We start from the raw sequence: 24,104 nt of genomic DNA on the forward strand, positions 1-24,104 counted from the left end.
GTGCGCCGCCGATGCCGTGCGGTCGCAGCAGATCGGGGCCGGCAGCGACCGCACGCATGACGACGCGCGTCACGCCACGCGCCCGCGGCCCGGCGCATCGGCACCCGATCCCCACCGACTCGAGCGAATGCCCGCCCACAGAATCGCGAGGCTGGCTGCAAGCAGGATGGCCTCGATCAGTATCGCGTCGACATGCCAGTACCGCGACAGCAGCACGACGACGAGATCGATCCCGAAATGGATCGCGATCGCATAGCCGAGCCATCGCTTCGTCCCGCGCACGAACGTCTGCAACACGATCAGCGACATCCCGACATGCGCGGCGAGTGCGCTCACGCGTTCGAGCAGCGCCAGGAACGGCGACGCCAGCGTCATCCCGGAGAACTGCGACGCGATCAGCGATTGCACACCCGCGCCCGGGACGATCCCGGCGTGCTCGAGCAGGTAGCCGCCGCACAGCGCGAGAAAACCGATGCCGACGAGCAGCATCGCCTCGAGCCCGCCGTGTCCGAGCCCGTACATCACGGCGGTACGCGGATCGCGCTGACCGGCCAGCAAATAGCGGAACGCGACCCAGCGCCCGCATTCCTCGAAGAGCCCCGCCGTGAACGCCGCGAACACGAGCATCGGCACATGCCACGCGGGATCGGGGCCGAGCCAGCGGAACAGCGGAATCTGCCACGACAGTCGCAGCACCGGCTGGAACACGAAAAAGATCAGCATTCCGCACCAGAACGCGCGCATCGGCACGTGCGTGCGGCGCCGCCACGCGAGCGCGAGCAGCGGCGGTCCGATCAGCGCGGCGATGCCTGCGAGGCACGTGGCAAACAGGAGAATCGGCGCGACAGCGAGCATGGCGGGCGTCGGAGAACGAAGTGGCCGGGCAGGTCGATGCGTCCCCGCGCGCGGGGCGCGCATCGGCCGCCACCGTTACTTACACGAGCTGCTTGTGAAAATACGTGGTCGCGCACAACGCGCCGTCGGGCATCAGCGCGTAGTTCGGCACGATGCCGACGCGCTGCCAGCCGGCCCGCTCGTACAGGCGCTCGGCATCGCCGCCCGTCACCGTGTCGAGCACGAGCACGGTCTTGCCGGCGTCGCGCGCGGCGTCGTCGGCGGCCGCCATCAGTCGCGCGGCGACCCCTTGCCGGCGCGCATGACGGGACACGAGCATCTTCGCGATGTCCGCGCGATGCGGCTGGTTCTCCGGCTGCCCGGTCACGACCTGGACGGTGCCGACGATCCGGCCGGCGGCATCCTCTGCGACGAGCAGGATGCGCTCGCCGCTCGCGACGCCGTCGGCGACGCGCGTCCAGAATGCAACGGCCGTCGCGCGCGCGATCGGCAGCATGAAGCTGACGGATGCGCCGCCTTCGACGCAATCGATCAGCACGTCGGCAAGCGCGTCGACGCTGGCATGCGCTTCGTTCGCGTCGACACGGCGAACGGTCACGGGGTCTGTCATACCCTCTCCGGTATATCAGGCGGGGCACGCGTTCGGTCGGCGTGCGCCCGGATCGAATGGCATGCCGGTGTGCAGACGATGCATGCGCAACGGCGGCAGGTGTTCGGCAACACGGCGCCCGGCAGGGCCAGCGCGCGTTACCGCCCCAGCATCCTACGCGATGAAAATTTCCTGTGCATTGCCTATACTTAGCCACATGGCTAACTTTCAACCCGGCATCGACGCCGTATTCCACGCCCTCGCCGATCCGACACGCTGCGCGATCGTCAGCGCCCTCGGCGGCGGCGGGCGGACCGTGTCGGAACTGGCCGCGCCGTTCGACATGGCGCTGCCATCGTTCATGAAGCATGTTGCCGTGCTCGAGCGCAGCGGCCTCGTCCAGACCCGGAAAAACGGCCGCTCGCGCACCTGCGAGCTGGTCGGCGGCCGGCTGGCGGAAGCCGAGCAGTGGCTCGCCGCCCAGCGCGCGCTGTGGGAAGCACGCGCCGATCGTCTCGTGGAATTCGTCGAACGCCGTCACCAGGAGGAGCAAGCCCATGTCAGCCAGCCACGTCGACCCCGCCGCAACCCATGACCTCGTCATCACGCGCACGCTGCGCGCGCCGCGCCAGGCGCTCTGGCGCGCGTGGACCGACCCCGAACTGCTGAAGGCATGGTGGTGCCCGAAACCGTGGACCACCGAAGTCCGCGCGTTCGACCTGCGCCCGGGCGGCGCCTTCCACACGTTCATGCGCGGCCCCGACGGCGGCACGAGCGACAACCCGGGCTGCTTTCTTGAAATCGTGCCGCAAGCGCGCATCGCGTTCACGTCGATGCTCACGGGCGGCTGGCGGCCGCAGGTGCCGTGGATGGGCTTCACGGCCGTCATCACGATGGCCGACGACGCCGCCGGCTGCCGCTACGAAGCACGCGTGATGCATCCGGACGCCGCGACGCGCGAACGCCACGAGGCGCTCGGCTTTTTCGAGGGCTGGAACATCTGCATCACGCAGCTCGACGAATTCGCAGCCGCGTTGCGCTGACTGCGCACGCATGCGCGGCCATTGCATGCCGCCACGCACGCGCCTAGGATTCCTGAAGGAAGCATGACGACGCGCCGGCATCCGGCGCGCACCGTCGCGCGCGCTCCGCGGGAGGCCACATGCTGCACACGCACACGCATTCGACCCGGGTCAGCCGGCACCTGAACGCCCCGCGCGGGCGCGTCTATCGCGCGCTGCTCGACCCGCACGCGGTCGAACAATGGAAGGTGCCGGACGGCATGACGTGCCGCGTGCACGCGTACGACGCACGCGAAGGCGGCGCGCTGCGCGTGTCGCTGAGCTACGACGAACCGTCGGGCGGCACCGGCAAGACCGCCGCGCACACCGACACCTATCACGGCCGCTTCGTGACGCTCGTGCCCGACGAGCAGATTGTCGAAATCGACGTGTTCGAGACCGACGACCCGATGCTGCGCGGCGCGATGACGATCACGATCACGCTGTCCGACGAAGCCGGCGGTACGCGCGTCGACGCGGTGCACGACGGTGTGCCGCCGGGCGTACCGGCCGCCGACAACGAAACCGGCTGGCAGATGGCGCTCGCGCGGCTCGCGACGCTGGTCGAGAAGGGTTAGCGCGCACTCGCATCGCGCGGTCACGTCTGCATGCCGACCGCGGCAGGACCGGGCGCGGCGTCATCACGGGCGCTGCCGGCCGCGCGCCGGACCCTGCGGCAGCGCAAAACACCGCTCCGTGCGACACTGGCCCGCATTCGCATGCGCCGCCCCGCCTGCGCACGCCCGATCCGAACCCGCATGAGGAGACCGATACGATGAACGCCGCGCGCACCGCCACCTGGTATTTCGATTTCGTTTCCCCGTTCGCCTATCTGCAGCAGGAACGGTTCGAGCAGTTGCCGTCGGCGGTGGCGTTCGAGCCGAAGCCGATCGTGCTCGGCGCGCTGCTCGCGCACTGGGGCCAGAAAGCACCGGCCGAGATCGCGGCGAAGCGCACCTTCACGTATCGCCACGCGCAATACCGCGCGGACAAGCTCGGCATTGCGTTCCGGATGCCGCCCGCGCACCCGTTCAACCCGATCCGGCCGCTGCGTCTCGCGATCGCGATGGGCAGCACGCCCGACGCGATCCGGCGGATCTTCCGGCACATCTGGCGCGACGGCCACGACGTGTCGACGCCGGACGGCTTCGCCGCGCTGTGCGACGCGGTCGGCTTTCCCGAAGGCGTGACGGCCGTCGAAACCCAGGTCGTGAAGGACGCCCTGCGCGCGAACACCGATCAGGCGATCGCGGACGGCGTGTTCGGCGTGCCGACCTTCGCACTCGACGGCGACCTGTTCTGGGGCGACGACGCGACCGACATGTTCGTCGACTGCGCGACGTCCCGCGCGTGGCTCGATTCGCCCGAAGTGCGCCGCATCAGTGCGCTGCCCGAAGGCATCCGGCGCGGCTGACACCACGCGCGCCGGCGCTCACGTATCGCGCCCTTCGACGAGCGCGGGTACGGCCTCGCGCATCATCGCGACGAAGCGCACGAGCCGCGACGGATAGAACTGCGCGTGCGGATAGGTGAGGTAGACCGGCAACGGCGCGGCCTGCCACTCGGGCGCGAGATGCACGAGTTCGCCGCGCGCGAGATGGTCCGCCAGCAGCCATGACGAGCCGACGCACGCGCCGACCCCGAGCAGCGCCGCGCTGCGCAATGCGTAGAGGTTCTCGGTCGTGAAGCGCGGCCGGATCGCGATGCGTCGCGTATCGCCGGTCGTGGCGTGCGTCAGCGTCAGCTCGGTCCGGTAATACGTGCGCAGCGCGAGCCACGGCAACGCGGCGAGCGCGTCAGGATCGGCGGGCACGTCGACGCCGTCCAGCACCGACGGCGCGGCCACCACGAAGCGCGGCACCTTCGTCAGACGAATCGCGACGACACCGGGATCGGTCGGCTCGCCGACCTGGATCGCGCAGTCGATCCCGCTGCCGACGAAATCGCGCACCTCGTCCTGCAGCAGCCATTCCACCGATACGCGCGGGTAATCGCTCAGAAACCGTGCAAGCGGCGCGACGAAGCGCTCCTGCCCGAACGCGTGCGGCACCGCGACCCGCAGCAGGCCGTCTGGCTCCTCCTGCGCGCCGCGCAGGTCGGCCTCGAACGCCGCCCAGGTCGCGAGCAGTTCCTTCGCGCGCGTGAAGCAGCGCTGGCCGTCGACGGTCAGCCGCATCGCATGCGTGGTCCGCTGCAGCAAGCGCATGCCGAGCGAACGCTCGAGCGCCTGCAGCCGCCGGCTGATGGTCGGCTGCGTCGTGTGCAGATGCGCGGCGGCGGCCGACAGGCTGCCGGCCTCGACTATGCGTACGAAGGTTTCCATCAACTCGAAACGATAGCCCGCCCCGTCGACAGGTACCGCCTGAATGCGCGCAGACCCGCCAGCAGCGGGCGAAGCGGAAGTTTTCTCGGTCATGCGTGAAGCGTATAACAAATCTGCGCCGGGCGGCACTACCGTGGCCGGCTGCCGGTCGGCACACTCGCGTCCATTCGTTACCCAAACAAGGACGCACGCCATGTCTACTCCGACCCGCCTCGACGCCGCGCCTCGCGCGGCCCACGCACCGGCCCATGCGGTCCATGCAGCCGCCGCATCCATGCCCGATCGCCGGCTCGTGCTGCTGCTCGCCGCGGCGGCCGGCCTGGGCGTCGCGCCGCTCTATTATGCGCAGCCGATGCTCGCCGCGCTCGGCCCCGATCTCGGTGTGTCGGCGCGCGCGATCGGCTTCGTGCCGACGCTCACGCAGCTCGGCTATGCGCTCGGCATCCTGCTGCTCGCGCCGCTCGGCGACCGCTTCGACCGGCGCCGCGTGATCGTGACGAAGGCCGCCGGGCTGGTCGTCGCGCTGCTGCTCGCGGCGGTCGCGCCGTCGCTCGGGCTGTTGCTGGCAGCGAGCTTCGCGATCGGCCTGACCGCGACGATGGCGCAGGACGTCGTGCCGGCCGCCGCGACGCTCGCGCACGACACGCATCGCGGCCGCATCGTCGGCACGGTGATGACGGGGCTGCTGCTCGGCATCCTGCTGTCGCGCGTCGTCGCCGGGTTCGTGGCGGAGACGGCCGGCTGGCGCGCGATGTTCGCGCTGGCGGCCGCCAGCGTCGCGGCGATCGGCATCGTGGCCGCACGCGGGTTGCCGCGCTTCGAGCCGACCACGCAGTTGTCGTACCGCGCGCTGATCGGGTCGCTCGTGGACCTGTGGCGCCATCATCCGGCGCTGCGCCGCGCCGCGCTCGCGCAAGGGGTGCTCGCCATCGGGTTCAGCGCGTTCTGGTCGACGCTCGCCGTGATGCTGCACGGCGCGCCGTTCCACCTGGGCAGCGCGGCCGCCGGTGCATTCGGCCTCGCGGGCGCCGCCGGCGCACTCGCTGCGCCGATCGCCGGACGCCTCGCCGATCACCACGGCCCCGAGCGTGTCACGCGCATCGGCATCGTGATCGCGACGGTGTCGTTCGCCGCGATGGCCGCCGCGCCGCTGATGACGCCGCATGCGCAACTCGCGCTGCTCGCCGTCGCGACAATCGGCTTCGATCTCGGCGTGCAGGCAACGCTGATCGCGCACCAGACGATCGTGTACCGGATCGATCCCGCGTCGCGCAGCCGCCTCAACGCGGTGCTGTTCGTCGGCATGTTCATCGGGATGGCGGCTGGTGCCGCGCTGGGCAGTTGGTTGCTCGCGCAACTGGGCTGGAATGCGGTGATCGTGCTGGCTGTCACGACGTCGCTCGCGGCGCTGGCCGTGCGCATGTGGCGCCGGTAATTTCCGGCGGCGCGATCCAAAGGCGGGCAGGCCCACAGGGCTTGCCCGCCTTTTCTTTTTGTTTTCGTTCGACGCTGTACGGCCCGGCGCGGCGCGGCATATCCGTGCGGCGCGCAGGCCGCATTCGAGCATCCGGTGCAAGGTTTGCGATCGCGCGGCGGATTACCTAGTTCAACCGATTATTTTTCGCCGATCCCGCGAGCGCTGCGCGCAACCATCAGAGGATTCGACATCGCCACGTCACATGGCCCTCTCCCATCCGGCCCCACTGGAAAAGCGCGTTTTATCAGGGGATTCCCGGTATTTTTTCCCATTTTCTTCGAAATTACCGATGACATACTTGCCCCCCATTGCGCTCCGGTGCGAGCGCGCTTCCTGATCCGGCCGGCCGCACGTCATGCGCCGTGCGTCCGCCGGCGTCGCAGAACATGAATAATTTCGACACCACGATCCAGATCTTCCTGACCCGCATCACGCTCAGTCCTCTGATGAATCACGCGATCCGCGTGATCGCCGGTCTCTACACGTTCAAGGGCTTCGTGCTCATTCCCGTGCTGTGCTGGCTGTGGTTCCAGCCGGGGCCGCACCGCGAGCGGCAACGCGAGCTGGTCGTCGCGACGGTCGCGAGCGGGCTCGCCGCGCTCGCATTCGGCCGCTTGCTCGCCAAGGTATTGCCGTTCCGCGTGCGGCCGATCTACAACCCCGATCTGCACCTGCACTTTCCGTCGGAGGAACTGCGTGCGGCCACGCTGCAGGCATGGAGCTCGTTTCCGAGCGATCACGCGATGCTGTGGATGGCGATCGCGACCGGGATCTTCATCATCACGCGTCGCGTCGGCGTGCTCGCGCTGCTGTATGCGGCCGTGTTCATCTGCCTGCCGCGCGCGTATCTCGGCTATCACTATCCGACCGACCTGATCGCCGGAGCCGCGATCGGCATCGCGATCGCGTGGCTGCTGACACGCGATGCGATTCGCTCGCGCTTCGCGCCGCAGGTGCTGGAGGCAATCCGGCGCTTCCCCGCGCCGGCCTATACGCTCGCTTTCCTGCTGTGCTTCGAGTTGATCACGCAGTTCGACGAACTGCTGACGCTCGCGCAGTCGGTCAAGCACACGGCGATGTAACGGAGCAGCGCCGCCATGCTCCCGCTCCTGTGGTCACGACGCACCCGCGCCCGCTGCCGGCCCAGCGCGGCGACGTCGCGCGGTGCGCGTGCCGCCGCGCCCCTGACCGCACACGTCAGTCGCGATCGGGCGCGCCGAGCGGAAAGAACGAACGATACGGCCGCGCCTCGTCGACCGCCCGCGCAAACGACGGCCGCGCAAGCAGGCGCTTGCGATACGCGATCACGTTCGCGAACGACGGATCGATCCGGTGGGCCCAGTCCGCGTAGAACAGGAACGGTGCCGCGCCGCAGTCGGCGAGGCTGAAGCGGTCGCCGGCCGCCCATTCGCGATCGGCCATCTTCCGGTCGAGCCACGCGTACGACGTGTCGAGCATCGCGCGTGCATCGGCAACGCCGCGCGCGTCGCGCTCGTGCTCGGGCCGCAGCGCGTCGTGCACCACCTTCTGCTGCGGCGTCGACACGTAGTTGTCGAAGAAGCGATCCATCATGCGCACCTCGAGCGCCGCGCGCGGATCGTCGGGCAGCAGGCGCACGGGGCCCGGATGAGCGAGCCCAAGGTACTCGATGATGATGGTGGCCTCGAACACGGTGCGCCCCGCGTCGACGAGCACCGGGAAACGCTTCAGCGGCCAGAGCACGGTCAGTTCCTGCATCGGCTTCGGATCGTCGTGCGCGAGCACGCGATACTCGAACGGCGTGCCGTTCTCGTACAGCGCGGTCAGCACTTTCTGGCAGTAGGACGAAAAGGGATGGGCGTAAAGCGTCGGTGTCATCGCGGGATCTCTCGGGTTTCGGCGCCGCGTCGTGCAGCGCCACGTGATCGGATATCTTGACGACGAACAGCGCCGGCCCGATTCGACAGCGTGCCGATCTTTTTTTCTCCGGCGCACGGCATCGCACCGCTACGACCGGCCATCCTTCACGACGCGCCCTTCGCCGCGCCAGCGCAGCATCCCGCCACCGAGATTCGCGACGGCGTCGAAACCGGCCTTCAGCAGGATCACGGTCGCCTGCGCGGAGCGGCCGCCGGCGCGGCACACCGTCACGATCGGCCGGTCGCGCGCCAGCTCGCCGGTGCGCGCGGCCAGCTCGCCGAGCGGAATCGGCGTCGCGCCGGGCAGGTGGCCGAGCGGGCCGGCGAATTCGTCCGGCTCGCGCACGTCGACCACCTGCACGGCCGGCAGATGATCCTCGAGCCACTGCGGATCGATTTCCCAAAACCCGGCGAACGTATAGACGAGCGGCGCCCAGTCGGCGGCGTGCTGCGCATCGGGTGCGTTCGCGGCGACGCCGCACTGCAGGTTCGCGGGCACCGCGACGTCGATCTGGCGCGGATGCGCGAGCCCGAGGTTGCGCATGTAGCCGGCGAAATCGTCCTCGCTGAGATCGCCGCCCAGGCGCGGATTGAAGCGCCGCTCCTCGCCGACGCTCGTCACCGTCAGCCCGCGATAGTCGTGCGCCGGATACAGCAGGCACGCCGCCGGCAGCGTGAAGAGCCGGCCGTGCACCGCGCGATACAGCGCGCGCGGGTCGCCCTGCTGGAAGTCGGTGCGGCCGGTGCCGCGAATCAGCAGGCAGTCGCCGGTGAACGCCATCGTTTCGTCGTCGAGCACGAGGCTGATGCAGCCGCTCGTGTGGCCCGGCGTCGCGCGCACCGTCAGGTCGCGCGTGCCGAACGTGCAGCGGTCGCCGTCGTTCAGGTAACGGTCCGCGCCCTGCGCGCCGCTCGCGGCCGAGATCGCGATCGCGCTGCCGGTGCGCTGCTTGAGCAGCCACGCGCCCGTCACGTGATCGGCATGCACGTGCGTGTCGATCGTCGCGACGAGCCGCAGGCCCAGTTCGTCGAGCAATGCCGCATCGCGACGTACCTGCTCGAATACCGGGTCGATCAGCAGCGCTTCGCGCGACGCGCGGTCGGCGAGCAGATAGGTGTAGGTCGACGATTGCGGGTCGAAGAGTTGCCGGAAGATCATCGCGAAGTGGCTCCGTCGGCTGGGCGTGTCGGTTGTACGGCCGGCCCCGTGTGCGCCGCCGCGCGGGGCGCGCGTTCATACAGGGTAGTTCAAAATGCGCGCGCCGCCCGGCCCCTCGCGCACGCTGCCTTACACTACCGGCTGTTCTCGTCTTACGTTCACAGGAATTGCGTCGACATGTCGATGACGATCGATCCGAAGCAGGCCGCTGCACTGCTGGCCGTCGCCGACACGGGCAGCTTCGAGCAGGCCGCCGTGCGCCTGCACGTGACCGCGTCCGCCGTCACGCAGCGGGTCCGCGCGCTGGAGGCGAGCCTCGGCACGCCGCTCGTGTTGCGCACGCGGCCGTGCCGGCCGACGGTGGCCGGGCAGCGCGTGCTGCAGCACCTGCGCCGCGTCGCGCTGCTGCAGGCCGACCTGCAAAGCACGCTCGCGACCGAGCGCGAATCGCCGATCTCGGTCACGATCGCGCTGAACTCCGACAGCCTCGGCACCTGGTTCCTGCCCGCGCTGACGTCCGTGCTCGCGGGCGAGCGCATCCTGTTCGAGCTGATCGTCGAGGATCAGGACCATACGTTCGCGCTGCTCGAAAGCGGGATGGCCGTGGGCTGCGTGACGACCGAGCCGAAACCGATGCGCGGCTGCGTCGCGACGCCGCTCGGCACGATGCGCTACCGGCTGCTCGCGGCCGCGGCCTTCGCGGGACGCTGGTTTCCGCGCGGCCTGAATCGCACGAGCGCGCGCGATGCGCCCGTCGTCGCGTATTCGCGGCGCGACACGCTGCAGTCTGCATTCCTGAAGGAGAAGTTCGGGTTGCCCGAACGCGCGTATCCGTGCCACTACGTGCCGGGCACGCACGCGCATTTCGCGGCGGTGCGGCACGGGCTCGGCTACGCGATGGTGCCGGAGCCGCTGATCGGCGGCGCACCGCTCGACGCGCAGGGGCTCGTCGATCTCGCGCCCGCGCATCCGACCGACATCACGCTTTACTGGCATGCGTGGACCGTGCAGTCGCCGACGATGGCGTCGCTGTCCGCGCGGGTCGTCGAAGCGGCGCGCCGGTTGCTCGCGCCGCTGCCGAAGAAGTGAAACGAGGTGCCGGGCATCGTGCACGGCACCCTCGACGACGTTACGCGCGCCGTTGCGCGAAATACGCGCCGACCGCGTCGACGAACGTATCAATGTCCGCGCGCGACACGTCGCAGTGCGTGACGAAGCGCGACGCGTACAGCATCTGCGTGAGGATCCCGCGTTCCTTCAGCCATGCCTCGAGCGGCACGCAGTCGGCTTCGGGGAATTGCGCGAACACCATGTTCGTCGCGTGCGACAGCACCTTCACCTGTTCGATGCGCGCAAGGCCTTGCGCGAGATGCGCGGCATTCGCATGATCGTCGGCGAGCCGCTCGACGTTGTGGTCGAGCGCATACAGGCAGGCCGCCGCGAGGATGCCCGACTGCCGCATCCCGCCGCCCAGCACCTTGCGCCAGCGCTGCGCACGCTCGACCAGCGCGCGATTGCCGACCAGCACCGAACCGACCGGCGCGCCGAGCCCTTTCGAGAAGCAGATCGACACGGTATCGAACGGCGTGCACAGCTCGGCGATCGTGCGGCCCGACGCGACGGCCGCGTTGCACACGCGTGCGCCGTCGAGGTGCGCTGCCAGCCCACGGCTGCGCGCGAACGCGACGGCTTCCTGCACATAACCTTCCGGCAACACCTGGCCGCCGATCGTGTTTTCGAGCGCGAGCAGGCGCGTGCGGGCAAAGTGATTGTCGAGCGGCTTGATCGCCGCGGCGATCTTCGCGAGCGGCAGCGTGCCGTCGGGTGCGTTCTCGATCGGCTGCGGCTGGATGCTGCCGAGCACCGCCGCGCCGCCGCCTTCGTACTTGTAGGTGTGGGCGAGCTGGCCGACGATGTATTCGTCGCCGCGTTCGCAATGGGCCATCAGCGCGGCCAGGTTGCTCTGCGTGCCGCTCGGGAAGAACAGGCCGGCTTCCTTGCCCGCCCGCTCGGCCGTGGCCGCCTGCAGGCGCAGCACGGTCGGGTCGTCGCCCCATACGTCGTCGCCGACTTCGGCGGCAGTCATCGCGGCCAGCATCGCCTGGCTCGGACGTGTCACGGTATCGCTGCGTAAATCGATCATCTGCGTGTCCTGAGTGAACGCGGACCGGAACCGATGCGCCCGGCCCTGCCGAAACGAGACTCAGAGTGTACGCAATTCGCGCGGCGCGTGCCGATGGGGCCGACGCGCAGCGGCGACGCGAGCGCGCGCCGCCGGCGAACGGGATGACAACGCCCGCTGCGATGCGCCCCGCGCCGGCACGGCCGGCATGCGGGGCGGCGTCGTCAGTCAATAACGCGGCGGCGGCGGCTGAATGCCCGCCGGCGGCATCGGCGGCGCCGAGGGCTGCGCGCTCCCGCCGTATCCGCCGCTCATCCCGCCCGGCACCGGCACGCGGTTGCCGGATGCGTACATGCACTGCAGGTACGCGTAGTCGTAGCGGCGCTGGATGTCGTACGCCGAGCCTTGTGCGGCGCCCGCCCCCACGACGCTGCCCGCGAGCAGCCCCGCGCCCGCGCCGACCGCGGCGCCGGTGCCGCCGTTGAACGCCGCGCCCGCCGCCGCGCCGAGCGCGGTGCCGACGGCCGCGCTGCCGAGCGCGCTCGCGGTCGACGCCTGGCCGGCGCTCACGCCACCCGATTGCTGGAATGCGTATTGCCGGCAGTTCGCGTCATCGACCCGGAACTGGTCGAACGATTTGCCGGTGCCCGGCAGCGCCATCACGCTCGGGCCGACCGGCATGTATGCGCACGCGCCGAGCAGGCCGGCCAGCGCCAGCACGGCCGGCACACGCAGGGATCGAATTGCCTGGTTCATCGTCGGGCCTCCCTCATTGCGGCCGCGCCGGCACCGATCGCCAGCCCGACTTGCAGGTCTTCACATACGGGTAGTAATGCCGCGACGCGTCGCAGTAGTACCAGAGGTTCGCGTCGCCGCCCGCCTGCGGCTGATCCTTCTCGACGTACACCGGCGGCGGGCCGGGATCGACCGGCACCGCGACGACGGGCGGCGGGTAGTAATACGGCGCCGGCACGACGGGGTAGTAATACGGATAACCGGGGCCGACATAGACCCCGACCCGGGCGGCATGCGCCACGCCGCCCGTCGCGACGGCCACCGCGGCGGCCGCGCCCAGCGCGAGCTTCAATCCATTCACGTCACGTTCTCCGGCAGGACGGTTCGTCGATACGAACCCGATACGTCGAACGCTACGCCGCGCGCGATCCGGCATCCATTACGGGCACGCGCGCGATTGTTGCGCGACGTTACCCGTGTGACAGACGCGGGCCGCACAGGCCCGCCGGCACGCCGTCGTGCGTTACACGCTAATGCGTGGAAACGGATTCGCGCGGATTTGAACCGGCCGATGGCACGCGCCGGTCGCGCGCGGCCCGTTGCGCGCAACGTGGGCGGATCCGTCGCACCGTTCCGATGATGCGACGCGCCATATTGACGCACGTGCGGCAGACCGCCACGCCGCGGCCGCGCGCGCCGCGCACCGCGTTCTTGATACGAATCAACGATTTATCCCGAAATCGGGCGCGGCGGGCTGGACATCTGCGACGAGTTGGCACATTTCGCGGCGCACCATCGCGACCCATACTCCAGCCAACCCCGATGCCCCGTCGGCCGGGGTCCGCCGGCACCCGCCGGCGGGTATCGTCAGCCTCGGTCAACTGGTATGGACACCGCATTTTCGGCCCTCGATCTGGCCCGCCTGCAATTCGCGTTCACCGTCTCCTTTCACATCGTCTTCCCGGCGCTGAGCATCGGCCTCGCCAGCTTCATCGCCGTGCTCGAATATCGCTGGCTGAAGACCGGCAAGCAGTACTACAAAACGCTGTGCCTGTTCTGGTCGAAGATCTTCGCGGTCGCGTTCGGGATGGGCGTCGTCTCCGGCGTCGTGATGAGCTATCAGTTCGGCACCAACTGGTCGGGCTTCTCGAGCTTCGCCGGTTCGGTCACCGGCCCGCTGCTGATGTACGAGGTCATGACCGCGTTCTTCCTCGAAGCCGGCTTCCTCGGCATCATGCTGTTCGGCTGGAATCGCGTGAGCCCGCGCGCGCACTTCGGCGCGACGCTGATGGTCGCGATCGGCACGCTGATCTCGACGTTCTGGATCCTCGCGTCGAATAGCTGGATGCAGACGCCGCAGGGCTTCGAGATCGTCGACGGCCGCGTCGTGCCGACCGACTGGTTCGCGATCATCTTCAACCCGTCGTTCCCGTACCGCCTGTTCCACATGGCGATCGCCGCGTTCATCGTCGCCGCGCTGGTGGTGGCCGCGACCGGCGCATGGCACCTGCTGAAGGGCCGCCGCGACAAGGGCGTGAAGAAGATGTTCTCGATGGCGCTGTGGCTGCTGCTCGTGCTCGCGCCGCTGCAGGCCGTGATCGGCGACCAGCACGGCATCAACACGCTCAAGCATCAGCCGGCGAAGATCGCCGCGATCGAAGGGCTGTGGGACACCGAGAAGGGCGGCACCGCGCTCAACCTGTTCGGCATTCCGGACATGAAGGCGGAAACCACGCGCTACGCGGTGAAGGTGCCGCACCTCGGCAGCCTGATCCTCACGCATAGCTGGGACGGCGAGATCCGCGGGCTGAAGGACTTCCCGCCGCAGGACCGCCCGAACTCGACGATCGTGTTCTGGAGCTTCCGGATCATGGTCGGCCTCGGCTTCGCGATGATCGGTCTGGCCGCGCTCGCCTGGCTGCTGCGCCGCCGCGGCAACCTGTACGAATCGAGATGGTTCCAGCGCTTCGCGCTCGTGATGGGCCCGACCGGTTTCGTGTCGCTGCTCGCGGGTTGGGTGACGACCGAAGCAGGCCGCCAGCCGTGGGTCGTGTATGGCGTGATGCGCACCGCGCAGGCCGTGTCGCCGCTGTCGGTGCAGCAGGTCAGCCTGTCGATGATGACGTTCGTGATCGTGTACTTCCTCGTGTTCGGCACCGGCGTGTACTACATGCTGAAGCTGATGAAGGCCGGCCCCGCGCTGCCCGATGCGCCGCACGACCCGAAACACGACCTGCCCGACACGCGCCCCGATCACACCGCGCGCCGCCCGCTGTCGGCCGTCGACGAGCTGATCGAGACCGTCTGAGCCCACCCATTCCGCATACGAGAAAACCTATGGACGTCACCGTAATCTGGGCCGCGATCATCGCACTCGGGCTCTTCATGTACGTGGTGCTCGACGGCTTCGACCTCGGCATCGGCATCATCTTCCCGTTCTTCCCGGACGAGAAGGAACGCGACCTGATGATGAACACCGTCGCGCCCGTGTGGGACGGCAACGAAACCTGGCTCGTGCTGGGCGGCGCCGGGCTGTACGCGGTGTTCCCGATCGTCTATTCGACGGTGCTGTCGGCGCTGTACCTGCCGCTGATCTTCATGCTGGTGTGCCTGATCTTCCGCGGCGTGTCGTTCGAGATCCGCGCGAAGGCGCGCCGCACCAAGCAGCTGTGGGATCTCGCGTTCATCGGCGGCTCGGCCGGCGCGACGCTGTTCCAGGGGATCGCGCTCGGCGCGTTCCTGCAGGGCATCGACGTGAAGGACGGCGTGTACGCCGGCGGCGCGTTCGACTGGCTCACGCCGTTCAGCCTGCTGACGGGCCTCGGCCTGATCGTTACGTATGCGCTGCTCGGCTGCTGCTGGCTCGTCGCAAAGACCGAAGGCGACGTGCAGCGCCGCCTGCATCGCGTGGTGTGGCCGCTGACCGTCGTGCTGCTCGGCTTCATCGCGGTGATCAGCCTGTGGACGCCGCTGCAGGATCCGGCCGTCGCGCAGCGCTGGTTCGATTCGGGGCTGTTCTGGCGCCTGCTGCCGGTGCCGTTCCTGGTCGCCGGGTGCGCGGTGTGGATGCGCCGCGCGGTGCGCGACCGGCACGACATGACGCCGTTCGTGCTCGCGCTGGCGCTCGTGCTGCTGGGCTATGTCGGGCTGCTCGTCACGCTGTTCCCGTATGCGATTCCTCAGACGATGACGATCTGGGAAGCGGCCGCGCCCCGTTCGAGCCAGACCTTCACGCTGGCCGGCGCAGCGGTTATCCTCCCGATCATCATCGCCTACACGACGATGGGTTACTGGGTATTCCGAGGCAAGGTGCGCCATGAAGACCAGCATTACTACCACCACTGATTCCGCCGCCGGCCAGCCCGGCGCCCCGCGCCCGAAAATGCGCGGCTGGATGTGGTTCATCGCCCTGTGGGCGGGCGGCGTGCTCGGCGCCGTCACGCTCGGCTATGCGTTCAAGATCTTCATGAACCTGACGCTGTTTGCGGTGAAGTGAGGCGGCCGGCCGACCGGCATTCCCCCCTCCGGACGCATCGCGCATCCGTCGATCACCGGACGGATGCGCCGCCCCGCCGCCGCGCGGGTTATTGCGGCGCGCGCCGCACGACGCCAAGCTTCAACCCCAGCATGCCGAATATGCAGTTCATCGTCTGGACCGTTCCGTCGCTGCGACCCTGTTCGATATCCTGAATCGTCTTCGTCGATACGCCGGCGAGCTTGGCCATTTCGGCGCTCGTCATAAATTTCCGCCGAAACGATAACCCCGCCTATCGCCGCTCGCGCAGCGCCGCTTCGATCTTGCGATCGGTCTTGTACTGGCTCAGCGCATACACCGACCAGATCGCGGCGGGCAGCCAGCCGATGATCGTGAGTTGCAGGATCAGGCAGATGATCCCGGCGATCGGCCGGCCGATCGTGAAGAACTGGAACCACGGCAACAGCAAGGCAAGCAGCAGGCGCATGAACGATCCTCTCGGTGCGTCGTTGAACGGGTGATACGTGGCGAATATGCCGGCGCACGCGTCCGAATTCAACCCGTGCCCCGGCAGCGCGGCGCCGTCATCCGCCCGGCGCCGCCCGCGCCCGCGTCATGCCGCGGGCGCAACCACCCCGTTCCCCGCGCTCAACGCTCGATGCCGAGCCCCGGCAGCACGCGCGTGTTCTCGGCCACGACCGCATTCAGCAGACGCGGTTCGGCGCCGAGCAGCCCGAGGATCGTCGGCGCGACCTGCTTCGTGCCGACGACGTCGGTCACGGTGCGCGCGCGATGCAGCCCCGGATACGACACGAGCAGGCCGAGGTGGCTGTCGTCCGGCGCGTTGCCGCCGTGCTCCTCGTCCTTCGCCTTGCTCGACGTGTAGATTACGCCCGGATTCGGCTGCACGATGATGTCCGGCGTGCGGCCGTTGGCCGGATCGCCGAACCGGTCGGCCAGCGCCGCGCCGTACAGGATGTAGGCCTGCGAGCCGTCCGCGCAGATCCCCGGCGCGTTGCAGCTCAGGTTCGCCTTCAGCGTCTGCACCACGGCCGTGCGCTGGTTGCGGTCGCGCAGCCAGATCAGGCCGACGTCGTCGGTCTGCACGAAGCCGGTGCCGACCAGGCCCGAACCGTCGTTCAGGTTGCCCGTCGTCGTGTTGTTCTGGCCGAAGTTGCCGTTCGGGTCGAGATAGTTGTTCGCTTCGAGCAGCTTCGTCAGCGTGTCGCCGTTCTTCACGAGCTTCGTGTGATCGGTCGGCGACTGGCCATGCTTCGACGTGACGATCACGGCCGTCGACGAATACAGGTTGGCCTGCTTCAGCGCCGCGACGATATGGCCGATCGAGTTGTCGACGTACGTGATCGCGTTCGCGACCTGCCCGTTCGGCGTGAAGCTCGCGTCGAGATAGCCGCCGCCCGTCGCGACCGTTGCCTTCTGCGCGACGCTGAGCGTCTGGAAGTCGGCGCCGAACAGCGTCGGCACCGGCGCGCTCTTCGTGCCCGTGGAATCGCGGCCAGCGATCTGGTTGATCAGCGCCTGCACGTGCAGGTTGTCGAAGCGCGCGGTGTGCGAATAGACGTCCGTGTAGTTCGTGCCCGTGGCCGGGTCGATCGAGTTGATCTCGGTGCGTGCGAGATCGTCGACGCCGGTGCCCGACGGCCCGTTCAGCCAGTCGTAGCCCCATGCGTGCTTGTCGGCCCACGCGGTGTACGCGTTCGGGATGCCGGCCTTCACGGCCTCGAACACCGTATTGGTCTTCACGTAGTTGTGCGGATAGACCGGCACGCACTTGCCGTTGACCTTCGCGTTCGGGATCGCCTGCGGGTTGAACGCGCCGCCGCCGTTGAGGTGGACGAGCGCGCCGCCGTTCTCGGCATCGATGCCCGTCGTCTCGTCGAACACGACGTTCCAGCCCTGCTTGCCCGAACACGTCGTGTCGCTCGGCGCGTACAGGTTGCGGTCATACGACACGTCGTAGAACAGGCCGGCCGTCTTCGGCGAGCCGCCCGTCACGAGCGCCGCGAGCCCCGGAAACGAATCGGAAAGACCGGGCGTATACGCGTTCGTGTACGTGACGCCGCTTTGCGCGAGCACCGCGATGTTCGGACACGTGTTCGCGCCGATGCAGCGCGCGAGATCCTGCTCGTGCAGGCCGTCGATGCTGAGCAGCAGCACGTGCTTCACGACGCGCCGGCCGTGCGCCGCATCGTTGCCCTGCGCGTTGCCGTCCTGCTGCGCCGCGCTGACGCCCGTGCTTGCGAGCGCCAGCGCACCCGCTACCATCACCGCCATTTTTCGTTGCTTAGCGAACCTGGAAATCATCACCCCACCTCATCGATTGATGTTGAACTGCATGACTTGCCGACAGGCGCGCAAAATATCGCCGCGCCGTGGGGCGCTCGCGTGAAGCGGGGCTTTCTGTTTTCTGTCAAACGTAACCAATCGCAAGTGACACGAAGCAGTCGCAAAGCTCGGCGACCTGGCGCACACATGCGACATGCGCGCCCGCCATCCGCACCGGGCCGGTGCACGGTGCGCGCAGCCGCCGCCGCGGGATTTTTTTCGGGGTTGGCGCGCGACTATTGGCGTGTGATAAAGGGTTTTCCCTGAGCCGGAGCCGAGTATGTCGACCCTGGAAGCGCTACGGTTCGTGCTGGACGATGCACGGACCCCGGAGATCATTCGCCATCACGTCGTCGACGCGCTGCAGTACGCGTTGCGCAACCACGGGTCCGCGTTCACCGCGAAGGAAGTCGCATGGCTCGCACAGTGGGACGATGCCCGGCTGCCGCTGGCCGCGAGGAAGGAGCTGGACAAGCGCGAACCGGCGATCGCCATGCGCTGAAACGAAACGCGCCGCCGCGCCCGCTGGGTGTGCGGACGCGGCGGCGGCGGAGGGGAATGGCGGGCGGGGTACCGGGCGCGGCTTACTGGAGCCCGAAGTCGACGCGCGTCGTCGCGCCCTTGTCGTCGATGCCCTTCGCGTCGAGCTTCGGCGCCACGATGAACATGCGGCTCGCATCGATCTTGCCGTCGAGGTACTGGCGCACCGCCTGCGCACGCTGCTGCGCAAGCGCGCGCAGCGCGTTGTCGTCGGCCGGTGCGTGATCGGCGAGCGCCTGCTTCATGTCCGCATCGGGCAGCGTCTTCTGCAGGCCGATCAGGTTGCGCGGCTTCTTGAAGTCGGCGGCCTTGTACGCGCGCGTCAGGTACTTGGTGTACTCCGACGGATCGACCTTCACCGACATCGGATCGACGCTCTCGCCCTGGCCGACCACGTCCTTCAGCTTCTGCTGGCGCACCAGGCGATCGACGTACGCTTCGCGCAGCCCCGGCGTGTCCTTCGCCGGATCGACACGGCCGATCAGGTCGAGCCGGATCGACGGCTTCTCGGTCAGCATCTTCACGACGGTGTCGAGCTTCTTCTGCTGTGCGTCGGTCAGCTCGTACGAGCCCGGCGCGAACTCGACGTAGCCGAGATCCGCACCGCCGCTGCCGAACGCGTTCGCGAGCAGCGTGAACGGCGACGTGACGGCCTTCGCGATCAGGTTCAGCACCGCGTGCCAGATGAGGCCGCCGACGCTGAATTCCGGATTAGACAGCGAGCCCGACACCGGCAGGTTCACGTCGATCTGGCCGCGCGTGTTCTTCAGCAGCGAGATCGCGAGCTTCACCGGCAGCTTGGTCGCCGTGTCGTTGTCGATGTGATCGCCGAACGTGAGCTGGTCGATGAAGATGTGGTTGTTCGCCGACAGCTGGTCGTTCGCGAGCTGGTAATGCAGATCGACGTTGAGCTTGCCCTTCGTGATCGGGTAGCCGGCGTACTTCGCCGAATACGGCGTCAGGTTGGTCAGCTCGATGTCGTGCGCGGTCGCCGTCAGGTCCAGCGCCGGCTTGTCGATCAGCGGGTTCACCGAGCCCTTGATCGAGATCGGCCCGTTACCTGACAGGTTCGCGGCGACATCGACCGGCGCGGACGTCGTCGAGTCGGTGCCGAACGCGCCGACCGTGCCCTTGATCGCAACGAGGTTCGCCGTGTAGTTCGGCTTGATGAAGTTGTCGGTGTAGGTCACGCGGCCGTTCTGCAGCACGAGCTGGCCGAAATGCATGCGCACCGGATTCTGCGGCGCCGCCGCGGCCTTCACGACCACCGTCGCCGACGCGGCGGCCGGCGCGGACGCCTGCTGCGCCGACGCAGCCGACGCGGCCTGGGCGGCCGCCGGCGGCGTCATGCCCGGCGACAGCGACAGCGGCACCGGCTCGGTCTTGCTCGCGTCCCGCGTGAGCGACTGCGCGGGGCCCGACTGCTGCGCGACGACGTCCTTCAGGTTCAGGCGCCCCTGCGCATCGAGCAACACGCGGCCGTAGAAGTTCGCGAACGTCACGCGCGCCGCGTCGACGTCGGTGCCCTTCTCGTCGTAGCGCACCTTCAGGTTCGACAGCGCGAGCGAGCGCCAGCCCGCGAACTGATCGGAGGTCGCCTTGTCGAGCATCCGCACGTCGACCAGCGCGACATCGCCGCGATAGGTCGCGCGCGGCGTGTCCTTCACCTGCGCGAACGTCAGGTTGCCCTGCGCGTTGAGCAGCGCGCTCGCGATGGTCGCGTTCAGCGCGCTGCCGAAGTACGGCTCGAACGCGGCCGCGTCGAGGCGGTTGCCGTTGATCTTCAGGCCGAGCTTCAGCGGCTGCGCGGTCACGTCGCCCGACACGTTCAACGAACCCTTGCGGTTCAGCGTCGCCTTCAGCTGCACCGGCAGCGGCTTCGTCATGTCGTCGCTGATCTTCTGCACCGACAGGTCGAGCGGCTTGATCGCGAGCTTCACCGGGTGCGGCGTCGACAGATCGGTGAAGTTCGCGGACGAATCCTTCACGTTCAGCGCGTCGATCCGGTAATGCCACGACGGCGCGGCCGCTTCGGCCTTGCGCGCGACCGTGCGCTTGGGCACCGATGCCTGCGCCGGTTCGGCCAGCGCCGCGAGATCAATCTTGCCGTCCTTCAGGCGCTTCACGTCGAGCCCGAGCCCGGTCGCGTCCACGCTCGCGAGCTCCGCGCTGCGCGCGGCGACATCGATCTTCGCGATCGTCGCGGTCGCATCCGACAGCGCGATCGCGGGCGCCTTCGCGTCCGGCGTCGCGAGCTTCAGCGACTTCAGGCTCACCGTGCTGTCGGCGACCTGCGCGTCGAGCGGCGTCTTGCCCCAGTCGGCCTTCGCGTTGACGTTCGCGCCGAGCGTGCCGTCCAGCACGCGCGCACGGGTCGCTTCGCCGAGGTACGGCTGGAACGCCGGCAGCGCGAGCGCATCAATCGTCAGCTTCGTGTCGGCCTGCTTCGCCGCCAGGTTGAGCGCGCCTTCGGCCTTCACGTCGCCGCCGTGCGACAGCGACGTCGACAGCGTGTACTTCGCGGGCGTCTTGCCTTGCAGCGTGAAGCCGTCGAGCGTCGCGGCGAGCTTGGTCAGCGACATCGCGGTCGGCGTCGCCGGCACGCGGTCGTCGACGTTGATCGTGCCGCCGTCGATCGCGAAATGGCGGATCGTGAGGTCCAGCGGCGGCGCTTCTTTCGCCGCGGCTTCGGCCTGCGTACCGCTTGCCGCATCGGCGGCGGCGGTGGCGCCCGACGCAGCCGACTTGGCCGTGGCGGCCTTCGGCGCGGCGGCGGGCTGGCCGGCGAGCTTCTCGACGTTCAGCACGCCCTGCTTGTCGCGCGACAGGTCGACGACCGGCTGGTCGATGCGAATCTCGTCGAAATGCAGCACGTTGCGCAGCGGCTCGAGGCCGGCCGCCGCGACGTGCACGCCGCGCGCAGCGAACAGCGGCTCGGACGCCAGGCCGGTGACCTTCGCGTCGTTCAGGTCGACGGTGCCGGACACGCGCAGCGCGGGCGAATCGCCGCTCATCACGAAGTTCAGCGTGAGGTCGCTGCTCAGCAGGCCGCTCGTCACGATCACCGGCAGCTTCGCCGGCGCGTACGAAATCAGCTTCGGCACGTCGAGCCGGTCGAACTTCAGCGCGACTTCGGATTCGCGCGACTGCGCGAACGGCTTGGTCTTGCCGTCGATCGCGATCGGGCTGCCATCGAACCGCGCGCGCAGCTTCGGCTGCACGAAGATGTCGGTCTTCGACGGCAGCGTCGCGATGAACGGGATCCCGAGCGTCCAGTTGTCGACCACGTGCTTTTCTTTCAGCAGACGATCGTCGAAGTCGATCCGGCCGTCGTTGACCTGGATGTTCGATACCGAGAAATGCGTAGGCTTGCTGTCAGGTTTGGACGGCGTCGAAAACTTCTCGATCAGGTCGGTGAAGTTGAAGCGCTGTGCGTCGTAGCGAACGATATGAAAGCGCGGCGAGTCGACCCGCACTTCGTTGACGATCGGTGCGCCGCGGAACAGCGACGACCACGACGGCCGCACGATGAGCTTGCCGATGTCGATGAAGTCGCCCTGGCCGCCGCGCTCGCCGATATGGACGCCGTCGGCTTCGAGGTTCAGCGTGTACGGGTTCAGCGCGATGCGCTGGATGGTGGCCGGCCGGTCGAGCTGCTGGCTCAGTTGCTGTTCGGCGATGTGCCGGATCAGCGGCGGCGCCGCGAAGAACCCGAGCAGTCCGAACAAAACGAGGAAGATCAGCACGCCGAGGCCGATACGCCGGGTCCGGCGCGAGCGTGCAATGCCGCCAAGGGCATGGAGGGTCGAGGGTACGGTTTCTTTGTCTGCGCTTGCCATGCTTGGATGCCTCGGGAATGGATGCCGGGCCGCCCCGGAAACCGGCACGGCCGCACACGCTATCCCGAAAGTATAGGCTCAGGTGGTGACGGAACGGCGTATGGGCGCGGCCGCCGCGCCCGCCGTTCGGACAACGGCGGCGGCCATCCGTTCATTTCGGAGGTTATTTCCGGACGACGACGGGCGGCATCCACGAGCCATCGCTCGCCTGCGGCTTCGGTGCGTACATCCGCAGCGCGAGCGTGAATTCGGTGCGCGGCGCGGGCAGCCAGTTGGCGCCGTGCGCGCCGCCCGGCGAGCCCGACACGACCACGTCGATCGAGCCGTCGTGGTTGCGGCGTAGGCGGTCGCGGTCGCCGAGCGAGCGGCGCGCCGAGCCGACGTCGGGCAGCGCACCGCCCGTCGTGTACGGCGTGAGCGTCCAGAAGCCGCGCACCGGCGGCAGCGCGCCCGGCGCGAAATGCAGCACGTAGCGGTTCGCGCCGTTCAGCGGATGGCCGTCGCTGTCGACGCGCACGAGCGCGAGCGTCTCGTCGTCGCGCGTCGCGGTGCCGAACTGCGTATAGGCCGCATAGGCGCGCAGCGCGTAATCCTGGCCGTACTTGCCGGCCGTGTCGCCGATCCAGCTCCAGCCGTTCGCGTTCAGCAGGTTCGGCGGCGCCGCCGCGAGCCGCGCGCGCGCTTCGGCGACGCCGGCCGTCGCAGCGTTCAGGCGGTCGCCCGTCCACAGCACCGGGTAGCCGGCCGATACGCCGATGTCGTTCAGCAGTTCCTGCGCATGCGCGTCGTCGGCCGGGGCCGGATTGTCCTGCAGCGCCTGCGCGAAGCGCGTAAAGAACGCCTTCGGATCGAGCGCGGCCACCTGCTCGGCCGGCGTGCCGCCGCTCGCGGCCTCCGACGGCGCGCTGCCCGCATGGACCGCAACCGACGCGCCGCGCGCGGCGCCCGTATAAACGGACAGCGGCACCACGCGAATCGCGCGCTGCAGTTTCTTCACGTTGGTCAGGTCGCGGCCGCCGCTCGTCTGCTGCCGCACTTCGAGCCACGCATTGGCCGACGGCACGTCGATGCGCACGACGCCCTTCGGCAGCGTGCCCTGCCAGTCCTTCGCCACAAAGGCAATCGTTTGCGATCGCGCACCGCCGCGAGCCGCGCGCATGGCCACGCTCGACGACGACCACAGCACGTTCGTCCACATGTCGAGCGCGCGGGCATCCCAATAGCGGCCGCGGGTGTCGGGCAGCGTGACGATCACCGGCTCGGCGCCGACGTCGAGCCAGCCGCTCGAATCGAGCGTATCGACGCCCGGCAGCGGCGGGTTCAGCGCGCCCACCGGCGGCAAGGCCTGTGCATGACGCAGCGTATTGAACGGCGCCTGGCCCGGCTGCGCGCCGTCGCCGCCCGTCGCGGCTTCCTTCGCGACATCCATCAGCACGAGCGGATAGGCATACACATAGGAGTCGGCCACTTCCGCGCGCATCCAGCCGGTTTTCCGCTGGATCGCATCGGGTTGCGACGCACACCCCGTCAGCAGCGCCGCCATGACCAGCGACGCACCGGCGCGTCGCAGAGAAATTGATTCTCGTAGGTTTTCAATCATTGATTACTGGCCGAATATCGTTCTTTTCAGTCAATGCCCTGTTCGACGCGCGACCGACGAAAGCAAGGCGCCTCAGCTTGCCGGC

24 protein-coding genes are annotated in these 24,104 nt (G+C 68.7%); 11 read left to right on the top strand and 13 right to left on the bottom strand.

Features of this window, described 5'->3' with window-relative positions:
- Positions 1 to 69: 69 nt before the first annotated feature.
- Positions 70 to 855, bottom strand: coding sequence for a YhfC family intramembrane metalloprotease (locus BX604_RS28620; protein ID WP_175801343.1), 786 nt, complete (start codon positions 853 to 855; stop codon positions 70 to 72).
- 79 nt (positions 856 to 934) lie between these two features.
- The gene (locus BX604_RS28625) at positions 935 to 1,465 is read right to left on the bottom strand and encodes a GNAT family N-acetyltransferase (protein ID WP_098554221.1); all 531 of its coding nucleotides are present in this window, start codon (positions 1,463 to 1,465) and stop codon (positions 935 to 937) included.
- Positions 1,466 to 1,661: 196 nt separating this feature from the next.
- Between BX604_RS28625 and BX604_RS28630 the strand changes: the two genes are divergently transcribed.
- From BX604_RS28630 to BX604_RS28645, 4 genes are all read left to right on the top strand, one after another.
- Complete coding sequence (locus BX604_RS28630) at positions 1,662 to 2,039, top strand: ArsR/SmtB family transcription factor (protein ID WP_098554222.1); 378 nt, start codon at positions 1,662 to 1,664, stop codon at positions 2,037 to 2,039.
- A complete protein-coding gene (locus BX604_RS28635) occupies positions 2,002 to 2,487 on the top strand; it encodes an SRPBCC family protein (RefSeq protein ID WP_098554223.1) in 486 nt (161 codons plus the stop codon). The genes BX604_RS28630 and BX604_RS28635 overlap by 38 nt, the downstream gene beginning before the upstream one ends.
- Before the next feature lie 119 nt (positions 2,488 to 2,606).
- Positions 2,607 to 3,083, top strand: a complete 477-nt coding sequence (locus tag BX604_RS28640) for an SRPBCC family protein (protein ID WP_098554224.1) — start codon at positions 2,607 to 2,609, stop codon at positions 3,081 to 3,083.
- 197 nt (positions 3,084 to 3,280) lie between these two features.
- Entirely contained in the window at positions 3,281 to 3,919 is a 639-nt protein-coding gene (locus BX604_RS28645) for a 2-hydroxychromene-2-carboxylate isomerase (RefSeq protein WP_098554225.1), read from the top strand.
- A gap of 18 nt (positions 3,920 to 3,937) precedes the next feature.
- On the opposite strand, the gene BX604_RS28650 is transcribed toward BX604_RS28645, so the two are convergent.
- Positions 3,938 to 4,921, bottom strand: coding sequence for a LysR family transcriptional regulator (locus BX604_RS28650; RefSeq protein ID WP_098554226.1), 984 nt, complete (start codon positions 4,919 to 4,921; stop codon positions 3,938 to 3,940).
- Between the two features lie 100 nt (positions 4,922 to 5,021).
- Between BX604_RS28650 and BX604_RS28655 the strand changes: the two genes are divergently transcribed.
- The gene (locus BX604_RS28655) at positions 5,022 to 6,263 is read left to right on the top strand and encodes an MFS transporter (protein WP_098554227.1); all 1,242 of its coding nucleotides are present in this window, start codon (positions 5,022 to 5,024) and stop codon (positions 6,261 to 6,263) included.
- Positions 6,264 to 6,691: 428 nt separating this feature from the next.
- Positions 6,692 to 7,387 (top strand): phosphatase PAP2 family protein, encoded by a 696-nt coding sequence (locus BX604_RS28660; RefSeq protein ID WP_098555054.1) that lies wholly within the window; start codon positions 6,692 to 6,694, stop codon positions 7,385 to 7,387.
- Between the two features lie 115 nt (positions 7,388 to 7,502).
- Here BX604_RS28660 and BX604_RS28665 read toward each other — a convergent pair whose 3' ends face one another.
- Positions 7,503 to 8,162, bottom strand: a complete 660-nt coding sequence (locus tag BX604_RS28665) for a glutathione S-transferase family protein (protein WP_098554228.1) — start codon at positions 8,160 to 8,162, stop codon at positions 7,503 to 7,505.
- 129 nt (positions 8,163 to 8,291) lie between these two features.
- Positions 8,292 to 9,362 carry an MBL fold metallo-hydrolase gene (locus tag BX604_RS28670; RefSeq protein WP_098554229.1) on the bottom strand — a complete coding sequence of 357 codons (1,071 nt, stop codon included), beginning with the start codon at positions 9,360 to 9,362 and terminating at the stop codon, positions 8,292 to 8,294.
- A gap of 177 nt (positions 9,363 to 9,539) precedes the next feature.
- Between BX604_RS28670 and BX604_RS28675 the strand changes: the two genes are divergently transcribed.
- Positions 9,540 to 10,451 carry an HTH-type transcriptional regulator ArgP gene (locus tag BX604_RS28675; RefSeq protein WP_098554230.1) on the top strand — a complete coding sequence of 304 codons (912 nt, stop codon included), beginning with the start codon at positions 9,540 to 9,542 and terminating at the stop codon, positions 10,449 to 10,451.
- 40 nt (positions 10,452 to 10,491) lie between these two features.
- Here BX604_RS28675 and ltaE read toward each other — a convergent pair whose 3' ends face one another.
- From ltaE to BX604_RS28690, 3 genes are all read right to left on the bottom strand, one after another.
- Complete coding sequence (gene ltaE / locus BX604_RS28680; protein ID WP_098554231.1) at positions 10,492 to 11,505, bottom strand: low-specificity L-threonine aldolase; 1,014 nt, start codon at positions 11,503 to 11,505, stop codon at positions 10,492 to 10,494.
- Positions 11,506 to 11,712: 207 nt separating this feature from the next.
- On the bottom strand, positions 11,713 to 12,240 hold the full coding sequence (locus tag BX604_RS28685; RefSeq protein ID WP_098554232.1) for a hypothetical protein: 528 nt from the start codon (positions 12,238 to 12,240) through the stop codon (positions 11,713 to 11,715).
- Between the two features lie 13 nt (positions 12,241 to 12,253).
- Entirely contained in the window at positions 12,254 to 12,580 is a 327-nt protein-coding gene (locus BX604_RS28690) for a hypothetical protein (RefSeq protein WP_098554233.1), read from the bottom strand.
- A 525-nt stretch (positions 12,581 to 13,105) separates the two neighbouring features.
- Here BX604_RS28690 and BX604_RS28695 point away from each other — a divergent pair.
- From BX604_RS28695 to BX604_RS28705, 3 genes are read left to right on the top strand one after another with little or no spacing between them, the layout of a single operon-like run.
- Positions 13,106 to 14,527: a cytochrome ubiquinol oxidase subunit I gene (locus BX604_RS28695; protein WP_098554234.1), complete on the top strand. Its 1,422-nt coding sequence runs from the start codon at positions 13,106 to 13,108 to the stop codon at positions 14,525 to 14,527.
- A gap of 29 nt (positions 14,528 to 14,556) precedes the next feature.
- A complete protein-coding gene (cydB, locus tag BX604_RS28700; RefSeq protein WP_098554235.1) occupies positions 14,557 to 15,564 on the top strand; it encodes a cytochrome d ubiquinol oxidase subunit II in 1,008 nt (335 codons plus the stop codon).
- Complete coding sequence (locus BX604_RS28705; RefSeq protein ID WP_098554236.1) at positions 15,536 to 15,715, top strand: hypothetical protein; 180 nt, start codon at positions 15,536 to 15,538, stop codon at positions 15,713 to 15,715. Before cydB ends, BX604_RS28705 begins: the two co-directional genes overlap by 29 nt.
- Before the next feature lie 88 nt (positions 15,716 to 15,803).
- Here the strand turns inward: BX604_RS28705 and BX604_RS28710 are convergent, their stop codons facing one another.
- The 3 genes from BX604_RS28710 to BX604_RS28720 all read right to left on the bottom strand — a co-directional run bounded on the left by BX604_RS28710 (position 15,804) and on the right by BX604_RS28720 (position 18,019).
- Positions 15,804 to 15,944, bottom strand: coding sequence for a helix-turn-helix domain-containing protein (locus BX604_RS28710; protein ID WP_257146455.1), 141 nt, complete (start codon positions 15,942 to 15,944; stop codon positions 15,804 to 15,806).
- A gap of 42 nt (positions 15,945 to 15,986) precedes the next feature.
- A complete protein-coding gene (locus tag BX604_RS28715) occupies positions 15,987 to 16,181 on the bottom strand; it encodes a YqaE/Pmp3 family membrane protein (RefSeq protein ID WP_014900862.1) in 195 nt (64 codons plus the stop codon).
- A 161-nt stretch (positions 16,182 to 16,342) separates the two neighbouring features.
- Positions 16,343 to 18,019 carry an alkaline phosphatase family protein gene (locus BX604_RS28720; RefSeq protein ID WP_098554237.1) on the bottom strand — a complete coding sequence of 559 codons (1,677 nt, stop codon included), beginning with the start codon at positions 18,017 to 18,019 and terminating at the stop codon, positions 16,343 to 16,345.
- A gap of 301 nt (positions 18,020 to 18,320) precedes the next feature.
- Between BX604_RS28720 and BX604_RS28730 the strand changes: the two genes are divergently transcribed.
- Positions 18,321 to 18,542 (top strand): hypothetical protein, encoded by a 222-nt coding sequence (locus tag BX604_RS28730; RefSeq protein ID WP_098554239.1) that lies wholly within the window; start codon positions 18,321 to 18,323, stop codon positions 18,540 to 18,542.
- A gap of 82 nt (positions 18,543 to 18,624) precedes the next feature.
- Here BX604_RS28730 and BX604_RS28735 read toward each other — a convergent pair whose 3' ends face one another.
- On the bottom strand, positions 18,625 to 22,419 hold the full coding sequence (locus BX604_RS28735) for a DUF748 domain-containing protein (RefSeq protein ID WP_098554240.1): 3,795 nt from the start codon (positions 22,417 to 22,419) through the stop codon (positions 18,625 to 18,627).
- Positions 22,420 to 22,582: 163 nt separating this feature from the next.
- Positions 22,583 to 24,019, bottom strand: a complete 1,437-nt coding sequence (locus BX604_RS28740) for a DUF1254 domain-containing protein (protein WP_098554241.1) — start codon at positions 24,017 to 24,019, stop codon at positions 22,583 to 22,585.
- Positions 24,020 to 24,104 lie beyond the last annotated feature (85 nt).

This window comes from Burkholderia sp. JKS000303 (genome assembly GCF_002563755.1).
Classification (GTDB): domain Bacteria; phylum Pseudomonadota; class Gammaproteobacteria; order Burkholderiales; family Burkholderiaceae; genus Burkholderia; species Burkholderia anthina_B.

Coding starts and splice junctions, on each gene's coding strand:
- BX604_RS28620 (WP_175801343.1), bottom strand. CDS start 855: ATGCTCGCTGTCGCGCCGATTCTCCTGTTTGCCACGTGCCTCGCAGGC.
- BX604_RS28625 (WP_098554221.1), bottom strand. CDS start 1,465: ATGACAGACCCCGTGACCGTTCGCCGTGTCGACGCGAACGAAGCGCAT.
- BX604_RS28630 (WP_098554222.1), top strand. CDS start 1,662: ATGGCTAACTTTCAACCCGGCATCGACGCCGTATTCCACGCCCTCGCC.
- BX604_RS28635 (WP_098554223.1), top strand. CDS start 2,002: ATGTCAGCCAGCCACGTCGACCCCGCCGCAACCCATGACCTCGTCATC.
- BX604_RS28640 (WP_098554224.1), top strand. CDS start 2,607: ATGCTGCACACGCACACGCATTCGACCCGGGTCAGCCGGCACCTGAAC.
- BX604_RS28645 (WP_098554225.1), top strand. CDS start 3,281: ATGAACGCCGCGCGCACCGCCACCTGGTATTTCGATTTCGTTTCCCCG.
- BX604_RS28650 (WP_098554226.1), bottom strand. CDS start 4,921: ATGACCGAGAAAACTTCCGCTTCGCCCGCTGCTGGCGGGTCTGCGCGC.
- BX604_RS28655 (WP_098554227.1), top strand. CDS start 5,022: ATGTCTACTCCGACCCGCCTCGACGCCGCGCCTCGCGCGGCCCACGCA.
- BX604_RS28660 (WP_098555054.1), top strand. CDS start 6,692: ATGAATAATTTCGACACCACGATCCAGATCTTCCTGACCCGCATCACG.
- BX604_RS28665 (WP_098554228.1), bottom strand. CDS start 8,162: ATGACACCGACGCTTTACGCCCATCCCTTTTCGTCCTACTGCCAGAAA.
- BX604_RS28670 (WP_098554229.1), bottom strand. CDS start 9,362: ATGATCTTCCGGCAACTCTTCGACCCGCAATCGTCGACCTACACCTAT.
- BX604_RS28675 (WP_098554230.1), top strand. CDS start 9,540: ATGTCGATGACGATCGATCCGAAGCAGGCCGCTGCACTGCTGGCCGTC.
- ltaE (WP_098554231.1), bottom strand. CDS start 11,505: ATGATCGATTTACGCAGCGATACCGTGACACGTCCGAGCCAGGCGATG.
- BX604_RS28685 (WP_098554232.1), bottom strand. CDS start 12,240: ATGAACCAGGCAATTCGATCCCTGCGTGTGCCGGCCGTGCTGGCGCTG.
- BX604_RS28695 (WP_098554234.1), top strand. CDS start 13,106: ATGGACACCGCATTTTCGGCCCTCGATCTGGCCCGCCTGCAATTCGCG.
- cydB (WP_098554235.1), top strand. CDS start 14,557: ATGGACGTCACCGTAATCTGGGCCGCGATCATCGCACTCGGGCTCTTC.
- BX604_RS28705 (WP_098554236.1), top strand. CDS start 15,536: ATGAAGACCAGCATTACTACCACCACTGATTCCGCCGCCGGCCAGCCC.
- BX604_RS28710 (WP_257146455.1), bottom strand. CDS start 15,944: ATGGCCAAGCTCGCCGGCGTATCGACGAAGACGATTCAGGATATCGAA.
- BX604_RS28715 (WP_014900862.1), bottom strand. CDS start 16,181: ATGCGCCTGCTGCTTGCCTTGCTGTTGCCGTGGTTCCAGTTCTTCACG.
- BX604_RS28720 (WP_098554237.1), bottom strand. CDS start 18,019: ATGATTTCCAGGTTCGCTAAGCAACGAAAAATGGCGGTGATGGTAGCG.
- BX604_RS28730 (WP_098554239.1), top strand. CDS start 18,321: ATGTCGACCCTGGAAGCGCTACGGTTCGTGCTGGACGATGCACGGACC.
- BX604_RS28735 (WP_098554240.1), bottom strand. CDS start 22,419: ATGGCAAGCGCAGACAAAGAAACCGTACCCTCGACCCTCCATGCCCTT.
- BX604_RS28740 (WP_098554241.1), bottom strand. CDS start 24,019: ATGATTGAAAACCTACGAGAATCAATTTCTCTGCGACGCGCCGGTGCG.